At 51.8% G+C, this 14,231-nt stretch carries 18 protein-coding genes; 5 read left to right on the top strand and 13 right to left on the bottom strand.

The features are described 5' to 3' along the window. Positions 1-67: 67 nt before the first annotated feature. Positions 68-697, bottom strand: a complete 630-nt coding sequence (gene rlmE / locus NMD08_RS02795) for a 23S rRNA (uridine(2552)-2'-O)-methyltransferase RlmE (protein WP_003025015.1) — start codon at positions 695-697, stop codon at positions 68-70. Between the two features lie 125 nt (positions 698-822). On the opposite strand from rlmE, the gene yhbY reads away from it, so the two are divergent. Next, positions 823-1,116: a ribosome assembly RNA-binding protein YhbY gene (gene yhbY, locus NMD08_RS02790; protein ID WP_003025016.1), complete on the top strand. Its 294-nt coding sequence runs from the start codon at positions 823-825 to the stop codon at positions 1,114-1,116. 155 nt (positions 1,117-1,271) lie between these two features. On the opposite strand, the gene greA is transcribed toward yhbY, so the two are convergent. Then, the gene (gene greA / locus NMD08_RS02785; RefSeq protein ID WP_016154674.1) at positions 1,272-1,748 is read right to left on the bottom strand and encodes a transcription elongation factor GreA; all 477 of its coding nucleotides are present in this window, start codon (positions 1,746-1,748) and stop codon (positions 1,272-1,274) included. Between the two features lie 246 nt (positions 1,749-1,994). Between greA and dacB the strand changes: the two genes are divergently transcribed. Next, a complete protein-coding gene (dacB, locus tag NMD08_RS02780; protein ID WP_370619467.1) occupies positions 1,995-3,428 on the top strand; it encodes a serine-type D-Ala-D-Ala carboxypeptidase in 1,434 nt (477 codons plus the stop codon). A 92-nt stretch (positions 3,429-3,520) separates the two neighbouring features. Here the strand turns inward: dacB and cgtA are convergent, their stop codons facing one another. The 4 genes from cgtA to rplU form a co-directional block, all read right to left on the bottom strand. Further along, complete coding sequence (gene cgtA, locus NMD08_RS02775; protein WP_151217862.1) at positions 3,521-4,693, bottom strand: Obg family GTPase CgtA; 1,173 nt, start codon at positions 4,691-4,693, stop codon at positions 3,521-3,523. Positions 4,694-4,708: 15 nt separating this feature from the next. Continuing rightward, positions 4,709-5,674: a DMT family transporter gene (locus NMD08_RS02770; protein WP_003025028.1), complete on the bottom strand. Its 966-nt coding sequence runs from the start codon at positions 5,672-5,674 to the stop codon at positions 4,709-4,711. Between the two features lie 127 nt (positions 5,675-5,801). Further along, positions 5,802-6,059 carry a 50S ribosomal protein L27 gene (gene rpmA, locus NMD08_RS02765; protein WP_003025030.1) on the bottom strand — a complete coding sequence of 86 codons (258 nt, stop codon included), beginning with the start codon at positions 6,057-6,059 and terminating at the stop codon, positions 5,802-5,804. A 19-nt stretch (positions 6,060-6,078) separates the two neighbouring features. Beyond that, positions 6,079-6,390, bottom strand: coding sequence for a 50S ribosomal protein L21 (gene rplU / locus NMD08_RS02760; protein WP_003025032.1), 312 nt, complete (start codon positions 6,388-6,390; stop codon positions 6,079-6,081). Positions 6,391-6,648: 258 nt separating this feature from the next. Between rplU and ispB the strand changes: the two genes are divergently transcribed. Both ispB and sfsB read left to right on the top strand, forming a co-directional pair. Further along, positions 6,649-7,620 carry an octaprenyl diphosphate synthase gene (gene ispB, locus NMD08_RS02755; protein ID WP_003025033.1) on the top strand — a complete coding sequence of 324 codons (972 nt, stop codon included), beginning with the start codon at positions 6,649-6,651 and terminating at the stop codon, positions 7,618-7,620. Positions 7,621-7,843: 223 nt separating this feature from the next. After that, positions 7,844-8,128 (top strand): DNA-binding transcriptional regulator SfsB, encoded by a 285-nt coding sequence (sfsB, locus tag NMD08_RS02750; protein WP_151217863.1) that lies wholly within the window; start codon positions 7,844-7,846, stop codon positions 8,126-8,128. Positions 8,129-8,184: 56 nt separating this feature from the next. Here sfsB and murA read toward each other — a convergent pair whose 3' ends face one another. The 7 genes from murA to mlaF form a co-directional block, all read right to left on the bottom strand. Then, the gene (murA, locus tag NMD08_RS02745) at positions 8,185-9,444 is read right to left on the bottom strand and encodes a UDP-N-acetylglucosamine 1-carboxyvinyltransferase (RefSeq protein ID WP_003839949.1); all 1,260 of its coding nucleotides are present in this window, start codon (positions 9,442-9,444) and stop codon (positions 8,185-8,187) included. A gap of 53 nt (positions 9,445-9,497) precedes the next feature. Continuing rightward, positions 9,498-9,752 (bottom strand): BolA family iron metabolism protein IbaG, encoded by a 255-nt coding sequence (ibaG, locus tag NMD08_RS02740; RefSeq protein ID WP_151217864.1) that lies wholly within the window; start codon positions 9,750-9,752, stop codon positions 9,498-9,500. A gap of 169 nt (positions 9,753-9,921) precedes the next feature. Next, positions 9,922-10,215, bottom strand: a complete 294-nt coding sequence (gene mlaB, locus NMD08_RS02735; protein ID WP_005121315.1) for a lipid asymmetry maintenance protein MlaB — start codon at positions 10,213-10,215, stop codon at positions 9,922-9,924. Next, the gene (mlaC, locus tag NMD08_RS02730) at positions 10,215-10,850 is read right to left on the bottom strand and encodes a phospholipid-binding protein MlaC (RefSeq protein ID WP_043017796.1); all 636 of its coding nucleotides are present in this window, start codon (positions 10,848-10,850) and stop codon (positions 10,215-10,217) included. Before mlaC ends, mlaB begins: the two co-directional genes overlap by 1 nt. A gap of 18 nt (positions 10,851-10,868) precedes the next feature. Continuing rightward, positions 10,869-11,426, bottom strand: a complete 558-nt coding sequence (mlaD, locus tag NMD08_RS02725) for an outer membrane lipid asymmetry maintenance protein MlaD (protein ID WP_151217865.1) — start codon at positions 11,424-11,426, stop codon at positions 10,869-10,871. Positions 11,427-11,430: 4 nt separating this feature from the next. Next, a complete protein-coding gene (mlaE, locus tag NMD08_RS02720) occupies positions 11,431-12,213 on the bottom strand; it encodes a lipid asymmetry maintenance ABC transporter permease subunit MlaE (protein WP_003025053.1) in 783 nt (260 codons plus the stop codon). A 19-nt stretch (positions 12,214-12,232) separates the two neighbouring features. Further along, entirely contained in the window at positions 12,233-13,033 is an 801-nt protein-coding gene (mlaF, locus tag NMD08_RS02715; protein WP_187253327.1) for a phospholipid ABC transporter ATP-binding protein MlaF, read from the bottom strand. Positions 13,034-13,247: 214 nt separating this feature from the next. On the opposite strand from mlaF, the gene NMD08_RS02710 reads away from it, so the two are divergent. Continuing rightward, positions 13,248-14,225 carry a calcium/sodium antiporter gene (locus NMD08_RS02710; protein ID WP_370619465.1) on the top strand — a complete coding sequence of 326 codons (978 nt, stop codon included), beginning with the start codon at positions 13,248-13,250 and terminating at the stop codon, positions 14,223-14,225. Positions 14,226-14,231: the final 6 nt, after the last annotated feature.

Genomic DNA, 14,231 nt, shown 5'->3' with positions numbered 1-14,231 from the left:
GTGTTAAAAACAGCGTCAGGATACTCTATATCCAGTTTCTTTCAAACTTTCGTTTGAAATCTACCGGTTATGGTTTACGCCCGGTCGCTACAATATACACTTCACGCGAACGGGCGCGAGAAGAGTCCGGCTTACGAACTTTGACCTTCGTAAACAGGGAGCGAATCTCTCTTAGATACTCATCGAAGCCTTCGCCCTGGAACACCTTCACTACAAAACTACCACCTGGCGCTAATACATCACGAGCCATTCCAAGCGCCAGCTCTACCAGATACATGGCCCGGGGAATGTCCACCGCCGGTGTTCCACACATATTTGGCGCCATATCAGACATGACAACTTGTACTTTACTGTCACCTACGCGCTCAAGTAACGCTTTCAGGACTAATTCATCACGAAAGTCGCCCTGAAGGAAGTCCACACCAACGATTGGATCCATAGGTAAAAGATCGCAAGCGATAATGCGGCCAGTGTTGCCGATCTGCGTAACCGCATATTGCGACCAACCACCGGGTGCAGCACCGAGATCAACAATCGTCATCCCCGGTTTAAAAATTTTGTCACTTTGCTGTATTTCATCAAGTTTAAACCAGGCACGGGAACGTAACCCCTTTTTCTGCGCCTGTTGAACATATTTATCGCTAAAGTGTTCCTGAAGCCAGCGACTCGAGCTGGCAGAACGCTTTTTACCTGTCATTTCACATTCCCAAAGGGCAGTTCATCGTAACCAATGGTGTAAATTTCTACACAGCTATTTGGCGATATATGGGAGATGGCGGTAGAATGACCCGTTTTCAATCCCAACGTAAGCAAAAATATACGATGAATCTGAGTACTAAACAAAAACAGCACCTGAAAGGTCTGGCACATCCGCTCAAGCCTGTAGTTATGCTTGGCAACAATGGTTTGACCGAAGGGGTACTGGCCGAGATTGAACAAGCGTTAGAGCACCATGAACTTATCAAGGTGAAAATCGCCTCGGAAGATCGCGATACCAAAACCTTGATCGTGGAAGCTATCGTACGCGAAACCGGCGCCTGTAACGTACAGGTCATCGGCAAAACGCTGGTACTGTATCGCCCGACTAAAGAACGTAAAATCTCGCTGCCACGCTAAGAATATCCCAAAGTTGCACACGAAGTTTGTGTAAAACGCGGGATTTTCCGCTAGCAGGAGAGCAAAATGCCACGCTCTCTTCGTTGATAAAAGGCCGCTATGCGGCCTTTTTCCTTTCTTTACAATACATCAACATCTTGAGTATTGGGAAATTCTTACAGGTATTCGACCTTCGTCACTTCATATTCAACTTCACCGCCCGGCGTTTTGATAACCACCACGTCATCCTGCTCTTTGCCAATCAGGCCACGAGCGATAGGCGAGTTCACCGAAATCAGGTTCTGTTTAAAATCGGCTTCATCATCGCCGACAATACGCCAGGTCTGCTCTTCATCGTTATCGAGATTCAGCACGGTAACCGTCGCACCGAAAACGACGCGGCCATTGTTCGGCATTTTAGTGACGTCGATAACCTGCGCGTTGGACAGTTTAGCTTCGATATCTTTGATGCGCCCTTCGCAGAACCCCTGTTGTTCACGCGCCGCGTGGTACTCCGCATTTTCTTTCAGGTCGCCATGCTCACGCGCATCTGCAATAGCGGCAATGATTTCAGGACGGCGCACAGATTTCAGAAAATCCAGCTCTTCGCGCAGTTTTTCAGCACCACGTAAGGTCATCGGGATAGCTTGCATTTGTTATACCTCTTGAACATTCCTGTAGGGGGCGGTTGCTCTCACCCCGGCTGCTAAGCACACTCTGGCATACGCCATGCCAGAGTCAGAAGCAAAAATACCGACCCGGGGCTCAGGGTCCCAGGTCAGCTACAATTCTCTATTTGATGATCATTTTACCCTGGAGTTCCCGATGGGTCATCGTTTACTTTTTGGGGCGTTGCGCCGTAGTATGACGGCCTGTTTCCAGGTTGTTAGCGCGAGATTATGCGATTTTCCAGATTTACCATTGGATTGACTGCCAGTATAGCGTTCAGCGTTCAGGCCGCGAACGTCGACGAGTATATCAATCAGCTCCCTGCCGGAGCCAACCTCGCCCTCATGGTACAGAAGGTTGGCGCACCTGCTCCTGCTATTGATTTTCATAGCCAGCAGATGGCACTCCCCGCCAGTACCCAGAAAGTGATCACCGCGCTGGCGGCATTGATTCAGCTCGGGCCTGACTTTCGTTTTACCACCACGCTTGAGATAAAAGGCAACGTGGAAGGCGGGGTATTAAAAGGTGACTTAGTGGCGCGATTTGGTGCCGATCCGACGCTAAAACGTCAGGATATCCGCAATATGGTGGCAACCCTGAAAAAATCAGGCGTGACGCAAATTGCCGGAAATGTCCTGATCGATACCTCTATTTTCGCCAGTCATGATAAAGCTCCTGGCTGGCCCTGGAACGACATGACGCAGTGTTTTAGCGCACCGCCCGCAGCAGCCATTGTCGATCGTAACTGTTTCTCTGTTTCACTCTACAGCGCGCAAAAACCTAACGATCTCGCGTTTATCCGCGTGGCATCTTATTACCCGGTCACCATGTTCAGCCAGGTGCGAACTCTCGCTCGAGGCTCTGCCGAAGCGCAATATTGTGAACTGGACGTGGTGCCTGGCGATCTCAACCGCTTTACGTTGACCGGATGTCTGCCACAACGTGCCGATCCGCTGCCGCTGGCGTTCGCCATTCAGGACGGCGCCAGTTATGCCGGGGCGATTCTCAAAGATGAGCTAAAACAAGCAGGGATCACTTACAGCGGTACTCTGCTGCGCCAGACGCAGGTCAACACACCGGGAACCGTGGTCGCCAGTAAGCAGTCAGCGCCGCTGCATGACCTGCTTAAGATTATGCTGAAAAAATCGGACAACATGATTGCCGATACCGTTTTCCGCATGATTGGTCATGCGCGATTTAACGTGCCGGGCACCTGGCGAGCAGGTTCTGATGCCGTACGCCAGATTTTGCGTCAGCAAGCGGGCGTTGATATCGGCAACACGATTATTGCCGATGGTTCTGGACTCTCCCGCCATAACCTGATTGCTCCTGCGACCATGATGCAGGTACTGCAATATATTGCTCAGCACGATAACGAGTTGAACTTTATCACCATGTTGCCGCTGGCGGGCCATGATGGCTCTTTGCAATATCGTGCGGGTCTGCATCAGGCTGGTGTGGATGGCAAAGTATCGGCGAAGACAGGCTCTTTGCAGGGGGTCTATAACCTTGCGGGCTTTATCACTACGGCAAGCGGTCAACGTATGGCATTTGTGCAGTATTTGTCTGGTTATGCGGTAGAGCCGGCTGACCAACGTAATCGCCGAATTCCGCTAGTACGCTTCGAGAGCCGGTTGTACAAGGACATTTATCAGAATAACTAGATTTTGAAGATGGCGGATGGCGCTTGCGCTTATCCGGCCTACGCAAACTGGAAACAAAAACCCCGGCAGCATGGCCGGGGTTTTTAATGCGATTAACGCTTGTAGATGAACTCAACGCCTTCTTCGTCGTCTTCGTCCCAATCGTCATCCCAGTCATCTTCCGCTTCGTCTTCGACTTCAGCGAGCTGCTGGCGATGGTAATCATCCCACATGAACTCAACTTTCTCTGGCTGTTTCGCTTCTTCAGCCTGAACAATCGGGTTCTCGATGATAAAGGTCATCACATCCCAGCAAAGATCCTTCACGCCCAGCTGGCTGGCGGCAGAGATCAGATAATATTTACCTTCCCAGCCCAACGCTTCGGCGATCGCTTTCGCTTTCTCTTCCGCTGCAGACTTGTCCATCAAATCAATTTTGTTGAACACTAACCAGCGCGGTTTAGACGCCAGATCCTGACTGTATTTTTCCAGTTCGCCAATAATGATACGGGCGTTTTCTACCGGATCGGAACCGTCAATCGGATCGATATCGATGAGGTGCAGCAACACGCGGCAACGCTCCAGATGTTTCAGGAAGCGGATACCCAGACCAGCGCCTTCAGCCGCACCTTCAATCAGCCCCGGGATATCGGCAACCACGAAGCTCTTTTCATTGTCCATACGCACTACACCCAGGCTTGGTACCAGGGTGGTAAACGGATAATCAGCGACTTTCGGCTTCGCCGCAGATACTGCACGGATAAACGTCGATTTACCGGCGTTTGGCATACCCAGCATACCCACGTCTGCCAGCAGCATCAGCTCGAGCATCAGATCGCGCTTATCGCCCGGCGTCCCCATTGTTTTCTGACGCGGAGTACGGTTGACCGAGGATTTGAAACGGGTGTTACCCAGACCGTGCCAGCCGCCTTTAGCGACCATCAGACGCTGACCATGTTTAGTCATGTCGCCCATGGTTTCGCCCGTGCCCTGGTCGATAACACGTGTACCGACAGGCACTTTAATCGTGACATCTTTACCACGCTTACCGGTGCAATCACGACTCGCGCCATTCTGACCACGTTCCGCACGGAATGATTTTTCAAAACGGTAATCAATCAGCGTGTTCAGGTTCTCGTCGGCTTCCAGCCAAACGTCACCGCCATCACCGCCGTCACCACCGTCCGGACCGCCTTTTGGGATGTATTTTTCGCGGCGGAAGCTGACGCAACCATTACCGCCATCACCTGCAACGACCAGAATCGATGCTTCATCAACAAACTTCATTTTACTCTCCGTAAATCATTCGCCTGAGCGGGGTTGCGAAACCACCGTTTCATGCTTACGTAAACCGCCCCAAATTCGATGACCAATGGCGGAATACATCGCGCCCGCAACCACGATAAACGCACCGAGATAACCTAATAGGTTTAGCATCGGTCTGGCGAAGAAATCGGGCCAGGCCAGTGATAATAAATCTGAAAATAACAACGTAAACAGCGGTGTGAGCGTAATAATGGCACTCACCTGCGCCGCCTGCCAACGCGCCATCGCTTCCGCGAGAGCACCGTATCCTACCAGCGTATTCAGGCCGCAGAATACAAGGCATGCCAGCTGCCAGTCGCTGAGCTGCGTGATGACACCGGGTTTAGCCAGCGGCAATAACGCAATCGTACATAAAGTGTACAGCAAAAACAGGATCTGCGGTGATGCCAGCCGACGCAATAACACCTTTTGCGCGACCCCATAGCTCACCCAAACCATTGCCGCACCGACACCAAAGATAACGCCCCAGGTGTAATCGGTGAGCCGGGTAAAAATTTCGATCAGACTAGTATTAAAAAACAGGACCAGTCCGCTCAGAAGCATAATGGCGCCAATCACCTGCGTGCCGCGCATCTTTTCTTTCAGGATAAAGACGCTGGCGATCATCATACCAACCGGTGACAGTTGACCGATAACCTGCGAAGCCGTTGGGCTCAAATATTGCAAGGATGAACTAAACAGAATGAAGTTACCGAACAGCCCACCGGTAGCGATAGCCAGCAGTACCAGCCAACGCGCTTTGCGAAAAATACGCAATGGAGGGAGCTTTTTTTTAACCGCAAGAATAGCGCCAAGGCCAATACTTGCCATTAAAAAACGGTAAAACACCACGGTAGGAGGCTCCATCACCTCCAGCACTTGCTTCATTGCTATTGGCAAAGCCCCCCAACATACTGCCGTTGTGAGTGCTAACAGAATACCAATGCCTGCCTGCTGCTTCATACCGTATTCCCTGCAAGGGCTCGTTTCCGGGTTGTCACGGCGCGACGAGCGTATTTACCGGCCGTCGAATGTAAAAAGCCCCGCAACGTGTTGCGGGGCTTTTATCCGTTACCGGGACGCGAAAAACTTATTCAGCAACGATGCTGATGAATTTACGGTTTTTCGGGCCTTTCACTTCAAATTTCACTTTACCGTCTGCTTTAGCAAACAGAGTGTGGTCTTTGCCGCAACCAACGTTGGAGCCAGCGTGGAATTTAGTACCACGTTGACGAACGATGATGCTACCAGCCAGAACTGTTTCACCGCCGAAGCGTTTTACGCCCAGACGTTTAGCTTCTGAATCGCGACCGTTACGAGTCGAGCCGCCAGCCTTTTTATGTGCCATTTAATCTGCTCCCCTTAACTTAAGCGCTGATGCCAGTGATTTTCACATCAGTGAACCACTGACGATGGCCCTGCTGCTTACGGTAGTGTTTACGACGACGAAACTTAACAATTTTAACTTTCTCGCCACGACCGTGAGCAACAACTTCAGCTTTGATAACGCCGCCATCAACGAAAGGAACGCCGATTTTGACTTCTTCACCGTTTGCGATCATCAGAACTTCAGCGAATTCAACAGATTCGCCAGTTGCGATGTCCAGCTTTTCCAGGCGAACGGTCTGACCTTCGCTTACTCGGTGTTGTTTACCACCACTTTGGAAAACCGCGTACATAAAAAACTCCGCTTCCGCGCACACCTTTTTGATGATTCAGAGTGCGCTATAAATATTCACAATAGGGCGCGAATATTACGCAAAACGCGAGCCTTTGACAAGTGCTACCGTCAATACATGAAGAAAAAAAACACAACACGTACGGTAACGTTTATCTACGGCGTTTTTTCAGTACAATCAGCATATATTTATAACCCTAAACCCGACGTTACCTTTTCATACAGTAAGGTAATCGGGGCGAGAAGCCCGGCTTTTGCGATGAATTTAGAAAAAATCAATGAGTTAACCGCGCAAGATATGGCGGGGGTCAATGCGACAATCCTTGAACAGCTCAATTCCGACGTCCAGTTGATCAATCAACTGGGGTACTACATCGTTAGCGGCGGCGGAAAACGCATTCGCCCAATGATCGCCGTACTCGCCGCGCGTGCCGTTGGCTACCAGGAAAATGCACACGTTACGATTGCGGCCCTGATCGAGTTTATCCACACCGCGACCCTGTTACACGACGATGTTGTGGATGAATCTGACATGCGTCGCGGGAAAGCCACGGCGAATGCGGCCTTTGGTAATGCGGCCAGCGTGCTGGTCGGCGATTTTATCTATACCCGTGCTTTTCAGATGATGACCAGCCTCGGTTCGCTGAAAGTGCTGGAAGTCATGTCGAAAGCGGTCAACGTCATCGCCGAAGGTGAAGTCTTACAGTTGATGAACGTCAACGACCCGGACATCACTGAAGAAAACTATATGCGCGTCATCTACAGTAAGACCGCGCGTTTGTTTGAGGCGGCGGCCCAATGCTCTGGCATTCTGGCTGGTTGCAGCGAAGAACAAGAGAAAGGATTGCAGGATTACGGCCGTTATCTCGGTACAGCTTTCCAGTTAATTGACGATTTGCTGGATTACAGCGCAGATGGCGAGCAACTGGGTAAAAACGTTGGTGATGACCTCAACGAAGGCAAACCTACGCTGCCGCTGCTGCATGCCATGCGCCACGGTACGCCAGAACAAGCGCAAATGATCCGCCAGGCCATTGAGCAAGGTAATGGCCGTCACCTTCTGGAGCCGGTTCTGGAAGCGATGAACGCCTGTGGTTCTCTGGAGTGGACTCGCCAACGTGCAGAAGAAGAGGCTGATAAAGCCATCGCTGCGTTACAGGTGCTACCAGATACGCCGTGGAGAGAAGCGCTGATTGGTCTGGCGCATATCGCCGTACAGCGCGACCGTTAATTCCTTCCAGCCCCCTCCTTTATCATCCCGTGCCTTGCACGGGATGTTCTTATAAACTCCAATAACAAATATAACCTTCCTAAAAACAACAAATAACCTTGATATATTCTGAATGTACACGCTCTTTAAGTGAACATTTTAGAACATTCATTCTCCGGGAGTTATAGTGTTGCCACAACCGATCGTGGAACCGTAAGTCGTTAACCAAAGGAGAGATGAATTTATGGAAAGCAAGCTGATTGACTGGCATCCGGCCGACATCATCGCCGGACTGCGCAAGAAAGGAACCTCAATGGCCGCTGAATCACGTAAGAATGGGTTGAGCTCATCAACGCTGGCCAATGCGTTAACCAGGCCATGGCCAAAAGGTGAGTTGATTATCGCCCGGGCACTGGGAACTGATCCCTGGGTGATTTGGCCGTCACGCTATCACGATGCCAAAACGCATGAGTTCATTGACAGAACGCGGATGATGAGGAGTCGCAGAGAGAAACAGAATCCGGAATGAACATTGAGCAGTAACCCCCGGCCAACTGAACTGGGGGTTACAAGAGACGTAGACGATTACTCGCCTTTCACGCGCTCAATGTTTGCGCCCAGCGCGCGCAGCTTATCTTCGATACGCTCATAGCCGCGATCGATATGATAAATACGGTCGACTACCGTCGTCCCTTCAGCAATACATCCTGCGAGGACCAGGCTTGCGGATGCACGCAGATCGGTCGCCATAACCTGTGCGCCAGAGAGCGTTTCCACGCCGTGGCAAATCACAGTATTGCTTTCGATTTCTGCATGAGCGCCCATACGGCTCAGCTCAGGCACATGCATAAAGCGATTCTCAAACACGGTTTCCGTGATGAAGCCCGTCCCTTCTGCCACCAGGTTCAGCAGCGTGAACTGAGCCTGCATATCGGTTGGGAACGCCGGATGCGGCGCAGTGCGCACATTGACCGCTTTCGGACGTTTACCGTGCATATCGAGGCTTATCCAGTCGTCGCCGACTTCGATATCCGCCCCCGCATCACGCAGCTTCGCCAGAACGGCATCCAGCGTGTCTGGCTGTGCATTACGGCAGATGATTTTGCCACGAGAAATTGCCGCTGCGACCAGGAAGGTACCGGTTTCGATACGGTCTGGCAGAACGCGGTAAACGCCGCCACCAAGACGTTCTACGCCTTCGATAGTAATGCGATCGGTACCCTGACCGGTGATCTTCGCACCCAGCGCAATCAGGAAATTCGCGGTATCGACAATTTCCGGCTCACGTGCGGCGTTTTCGATGATGGTCGTGCCTTCGGCAAGCGTTGCTGCGCACATGATAGTAACAGTCGCACCGACGCTTACTTTGTCCATGACGATGTGCGCGCCTTTCAGGCGGCCATCAACGGACGCTTTCACATAGCCTTCTTCGAGCTTGATTGTCGCGCCTAACTGCTCCAGACCGGTAATGTGCAGGTCAACCGGACGCGCACCGATGGTGCAGCCGCCCGGCAGTGAAACCTGGCCCTGGCCAAAGCGAGCAACCAGCGGCCCGAGCGCCCAGATGGACGCACGCATGGTTTTCACCAGATCGTACGGCGCACAGAAAACGTTCACGTCGCGCGCATCAATGTGCACCGAACCATTACGTTCAACTTTCGCACCCAGCTGGCTCAGCAGCTTCATTGAGGTGTCAACGTCCTTAAGTTTCGGGACGTTTTGGATCTCTACAGGTTCTTCAGCCAGCAGCGCCGCAAACAGGATCGGCAGTGCAGCATTTTTTGCGCCTGAAATTGTGACTTCGCCCTGGAGCTTGGTTGGCCCCTGAACACGAAATTTATCCATTATTCTGTTCTCTGTTAAGAATTTATCTTCGCTACCGGCACATCACCCGTAGCTCAAAAACCGTTAAGTTTGCGATCGCGCGCCCATTCTGCTGGGGTAAAGGCCTTAATCGACACGGCATGAATGCGGTTGTCCGCAATGTACTCCATCAACGGGCCATAGACTGTTTGCTGCTTCTTGACCCGGCTCATGCCTTCAAACATCTCACCCACGGCAATAACCTGAAAGTGACTGCCGTCGCCAGAAACGTGGACTTCCTGGAGGGAGAGTGCATTCATCAGCACGCTCTGAATTTCATTATTTTCCATGGGCTCTTCATTCGTCAGATAGTGAAAACAGCCCAACATCTTAGAGCAAAGTGGCGCTGTCATAAATAAGCAAAAAGCCTCGCTGATAAATCAGACAAGGCTTTAGAGGCAGATCCCTCGCAGAGGGGTTACCGGATGACGGCACAAGCCCTTATCCGGCCTGAAAAAATTAACGCGGAAGAACGTCGTCAGGCAAATTGTAAAGCTGCGCCAGCGTGTACACTTTATCGTTAACGCCAGCGAGCGAAACACTGTTCCCCTGCTGCTTGCCCTGATTAATCAAGTGCAGCAGTAATGCCAGACCACCGGTATCGACCCGGGAAACCTGGTTCAGGTCGATGCAGGATACTCCCTTCATCGCCTCAACTCGTGCATCCCATAATGGATTTAATACGTCCTGATCCAGCTCGCCCACCAGCACCAGCTTGTCGCCTTCACGCGTCCAGGTGAGTGATTGCGTCATTATTTTTTCTCTTCCAGAGTAATTTTCTGCTGAGAAATTGATTTCAACTGAGCAGTCAGGCCATCAATACCTTTCGTACGCAGCAGGTCGCTCCACTCATTTTGTTTGGTGGTGATCATACTTACGCCTTCAGCAATCATGTCATACGCCTGCCAGTTACCGGTCTGAGAATTTTTACGCCACTGGAAATCCAGACGCACCGGAGGACGACCGTTTGGATCGATGATAGTTACGCGGATAGGAACGATAGTCGCATCGCCCAGCGGCTGCTCTGGGGCAATCTGATAGGTCTGGCCATGGTACATCGCCAGCGCCTGACCGTAAGCCTGCTTCAGATATTCACGGAATGCGGCGAAATAGGCGTCACGCTGAGCGGGAGTGGCATCTTTGTAGTAACGGCCCAGTACCAGCGCGCCAGCATATTTAACCTGCACATAAGGCAACAGTTCCTGATCGACAACCTGACGCAGGTAATCCGGGTTGGAACGAATTTTAGGTTGTTCGTTCTTCAGACGGTCAAACGTCTTCTGCGCGGCCTCATTCATCAGTTTATACGGATTCGTCTGGTCCGCTGCGGTTGCCGCGCTAAGTGGGGCAATGACAAGCATAGCCACCATCATCAATCGTTTAAACATACGTCGATTCTCCTGAGATTATTTCGTTGCGCCCGCAGGCGTAGTGGCTTCATTATTGCCTTCAGTTGCGGCTGGCGCATCGCCAGAATTCTTATTGTCGTCACCTTTACTGTTGCTGTTGTAAAGGAACTGACCAATCATATCCTCCAGTACCATCGCAGATTTCGTGTCCTGAATCGTACTGCCATCTTTGAGGATAGACGTTCCCAACTCAGGATCTTCAAAACCCACGTTCAGTGCCAGATACTGCTCGCCCAGCAGACCGGAAGTACGGATGCTCAGAGAACTGGTGTCAGGAATATGGTTAAAACGCGATTCGATTTCCAGCGTCACGCGCGGCAGGTACGTTTTCGGATCTAACGAGATGTCCGCTACGCGTCCAACGACGACCCCGCCAATCCGCACCGGAGAACGCTCTCTCAGGCCGCCGATGTTATCAAAAGTCGCATAAATCGTATAAGTCGGTTCAGTACGCATGGAGGTAACGTTCGCCGCCTTCAGGCAGACAAACAGCGCAGCCAACAGCGCCACCAGCAGGAATAACCCGACCCAAATTTCATTTTTTTTCGTTTGCATGAACTCAATTCCCAAACATCAGTGCGGTCAGCACAAAATCCAGCCCCAAAACGGCAAGAGAGGCGTGCACAACGGTGCGTGTCGTTGCCCGGCTAATCCCGGCAGAGGTCGGGATCGCATCATAACCATTGAACAATGCAATCCATGTGACCGTAATGGCGAACACCACGCTCTTAATCAGACAGTTGACCAGGTCCAGACGCCAGTCGACGGCATTTTGCATAGCCGACCAGAAAAAGCCGGCATCAATACCTTTCCAGCTTACGCCAACCAGTGAACCACCCCAGATCCCCACGGCGACAAATATAATCGTCAGCAGCGGCAATGAAATGACACCGGCCCAAAAACGTGGAGAGATCACCCGGCGCAGTGGATCGACGGCCATCATTTCCAGACTGGAAAGCTGCTCGGTCGCTCGCATCAGACCAATCTCTGCAGTTAAGGCCGAACCGGCCCGCCCAGCGAACAACAGTGCCGCAACCACCGGCCCCAGCTCACGTAGCAATGACAGCGCCACCAGCATACCGAGGCTGGTTTCCGCGCTGTAGGTCGTCAGCACCAGGTATCCCTGCAATCCCAGCACCATACCGATGAACACGCCTGAAACAATAATGATCAGCATCGATAAGACGCCGACATTATAGAGCTGGCGTATCAGCAGCGGCGCATGTTTGCGAAACTCCGGTTTGCCGACAACCGCATTGAACAACATTAATCCGGCTCGCCCGAACGTCCTGAGGGTTTTTATTCCCCGATGTCCGAGTGATGCCAGCGCATTTAACAACATGGGTGGCTTAACTCCCTGTTTAGAGTAAATCGATATGGTAGTCACCCGCCGGGTAACGGAACGGAACCGGTCCATCGGCAATGCCGTCGAGGAACTGACGCACTCGCGGATCGGCATTTTCTTGCAGCGCCTGAGCACTACCGTAGGCCACAATTTTTTTGTCCGCCATTATATAGGCGTAATCCGCAATACTCAGCACCTCTGGCACATCATGAGAAACCACCACACAGGTGACGCCCAGTGCGCTGTTCAGTTCTGAAATCAGCTTCACCAGCACGCCCATGGTAATGGGATCCTGGCCAACGAACGGCTCATCAAACATAATGAGGTCAGGCTCCAGCGCGATAGCACGCGCTAACGCAGCGCGACGCGCCATCCCACCGGATAATTCAGAAGGCATTAATTTTGCCGCGCCCCGCAGCCCGACGGCCTCGAGTTTCATCATTACCGTGCTTTTCAACAGCGGCGCAGGTAGCGTTGTATGTTCGCGCAACGGATATGCGACGTTGTCAAACACGTTCATGTCGGTAAACAGCGCACCAGACTGAAACAGCATGCTCATACGCTTACGCACGGTAAATAAACGCGAACGGGACATGGCTGGGACGTTTTCGCCGTCAAACAGGATCTCGCCCTTATTCGGGGAGATTTGTCCGCCAATCAGACGCAGCAGCGTCGTTTTGCCGATGCCTGATGGCCCCATGATCGCCGTCACCTTACCGCGCGGCACCGTCAGGGAAATATTATCAAAGATGCAGCGGTCACCTCGGGAAAAGCTGACATCGCGCATATCGACTAGATTCGCCACAGACTGACCCATTGATTCATCCTTTACTATTGCCTCGTTGATCGAAGAGTTTGGCGCTCAATTTAGCCCTGAACCCAACATATTTACAGATTATTGCCTGTCCTGGTTAGCGAAAGCTGGCATTTGTTTTACTTTTTAGCCGCATAAAGTCAAAATTAAGACTTCGTTACGGCTTCCAGAAACCCTTCAAGTGGACCGGCGAGTATACCTGAAGAAAGGACTTTAGATGCTTTTAGCGACGGCGCTGTTAATAATTGGTTTACTTCTGGTGGTCTACGGCGCCGACCGTCTGGTGTTTGCCGCATCCATTTTATGTCGAAACTTCGGTATTCCCCCCATCATTATCGGGATGACCGTGGTCAGCATTGGTACATCGTTACCCGAGATCATCGTCTCCGTTGCCGCGTCAATGAACGGGCAACTCGATTTAGCCGTCGGTACCGCCATTGGCTCTAACATCACCAACATCTTGCTTATTCTTGGCTTGTCGGCGCTGATTCATCCTTTTACCGTGCATTCTGATGTTCTGCGTCGCGAATTACCGCTAATGTTGCTGGTAAGTATTTTAGCCGCATCAGTTCTGTATGACGGGCAGTTGAGCCGCAGTGACGGTTTCTTTCTTCTGCTTCTGGCCGTGCTATGGCTGCTATTCATTGTTAAAATCGCCCGTCTGGCCGAACGACAAGGCAATGACAGCCTGACCCGCGAGCAGGTAGCTGAGCTTCCCCGCGAAGGCGGGCTACCCGTCGCATTTTTGTGGTTGGGTATTGCGCTGATTATTATGCCAATGGCCACGCGTATGGTAGTGGATAACGCTACTGTACTGGCGAACTACTTCGCCATGAGCGAACTCACCATTGGGCTGACGGTAGTCGCCATTGGTACCAGCCTGCCGGAACTGGCAACGGCGATTGCGGGTCTGCGTAAAGGTGAAAACGATATTGCCGTCGGCAACATTATCGGCGCGAACATTTTTAATATTGTTATCGTGCTCGGGCTGCCCGCCTTGATTACACCGGGCGAGGTCAATCCGATGGCCTTCGTCCGTGACTACAGCGTTATGCTGCTGGTGAGCGTTATATTTGCATTACTCTGCTGGCGACGTTCGCGCAAGATTGGTCGCGGTGCGGGTGCGCTGCTGACCGGCGGTTTTATCATATGGCTGGCGATGCTGTATTGGTTATCGCCAATTCTCGTTGGATAACTGGAA

The organism is Citrobacter meridianamericanus (genome assembly GCF_041320245.1).
GTDB classification, from domain to species: Bacteria; Pseudomonadota; Gammaproteobacteria; order Enterobacterales; family Enterobacteriaceae; genus Citrobacter; species Citrobacter meridianamericanus.
This window is presented reverse-complemented; position numbering and strand designations above follow the sequence as displayed.

Coding starts and splice junctions, on each gene's coding strand:
- mlaF (WP_187253327.1), bottom strand. CDS start 13,033: ATGGGTCAGTCTGTGGCGAATCTAGTCGATATGCGCGATGTCAGCTTT.
- mlaB (WP_005121315.1), bottom strand. CDS start 10,215: ATGACGCAATCACTCACCTGGACGCGTGAAGGCGACAAGCTGGTGCTG.
- ibaG (WP_151217864.1), bottom strand. CDS start 9,752: ATGGAAAATAATGAAATTCAGAGCGTGCTGATGAATGCACTCTCCCTC.
- mlaE (WP_003025053.1), bottom strand. CDS start 12,213: ATGTTGTTAAATGCGCTGGCATCACTCGGACATCGGGGAATAAAAACC.
- mlaC (WP_043017796.1), bottom strand. CDS start 10,850: ATGTTTAAACGATTGATGATGGTGGCTATGCTTGTCATTGCCCCACTT.
- yhbY (WP_003025016.1), top strand. CDS start 823: ATGAATCTGAGTACTAAACAAAAACAGCACCTGAAAGGTCTGGCACAT.
- rplU (WP_003025032.1), bottom strand. CDS start 6,390: ATGTACGCGGTTTTCCAAAGTGGTGGTAAACAACACCGAGTAAGCGAA.
- rpmA (WP_003025030.1), bottom strand. CDS start 6,059: ATGGCACATAAAAAGGCTGGCGGCTCGACTCGTAACGGTCGCGATTCA.
- cgtA (WP_151217862.1), bottom strand. CDS start 4,693: ATGAAGTTTGTTGATGAAGCATCGATTCTGGTCGTTGCAGGTGATGGC.
- rlmE (WP_003025015.1), bottom strand. CDS start 697: ATGACAGGTAAAAAGCGTTCTGCCAGCTCGAGTCGCTGGCTTCAGGAA.
- dacB (WP_370619467.1), top strand. CDS start 1,995: ATGCGATTTTCCAGATTTACCATTGGATTGACTGCCAGTATAGCGTTC.
- murA (WP_003839949.1), bottom strand. CDS start 9,444: ATGGATAAATTTCGTGTTCAGGGGCCAACCAAGCTCCAGGGCGAAGTC.
- NMD08_RS02710 (WP_370619465.1), top strand. CDS start 13,248: ATGCTTTTAGCGACGGCGCTGTTAATAATTGGTTTACTTCTGGTGGTC.
- ispB (WP_003025033.1), top strand. CDS start 6,649: ATGAATTTAGAAAAAATCAATGAGTTAACCGCGCAAGATATGGCGGGG.
- greA (WP_016154674.1), bottom strand. CDS start 1,748: ATGCAAGCTATCCCGATGACCTTACGTGGTGCTGAAAAACTGCGCGAA.
- NMD08_RS02770 (WP_003025028.1), bottom strand. CDS start 5,674: ATGAAGCAGCAGGCAGGCATTGGTATTCTGTTAGCACTCACAACGGCA.
- sfsB (WP_151217863.1), top strand. CDS start 7,844: ATGGAAAGCAAGCTGATTGACTGGCATCCGGCCGACATCATCGCCGGA.
- mlaD (WP_151217865.1), bottom strand. CDS start 11,426: ATGCAAACGAAAAAAAATGAAATTTGGGTCGGGTTATTCCTGCTGGTG.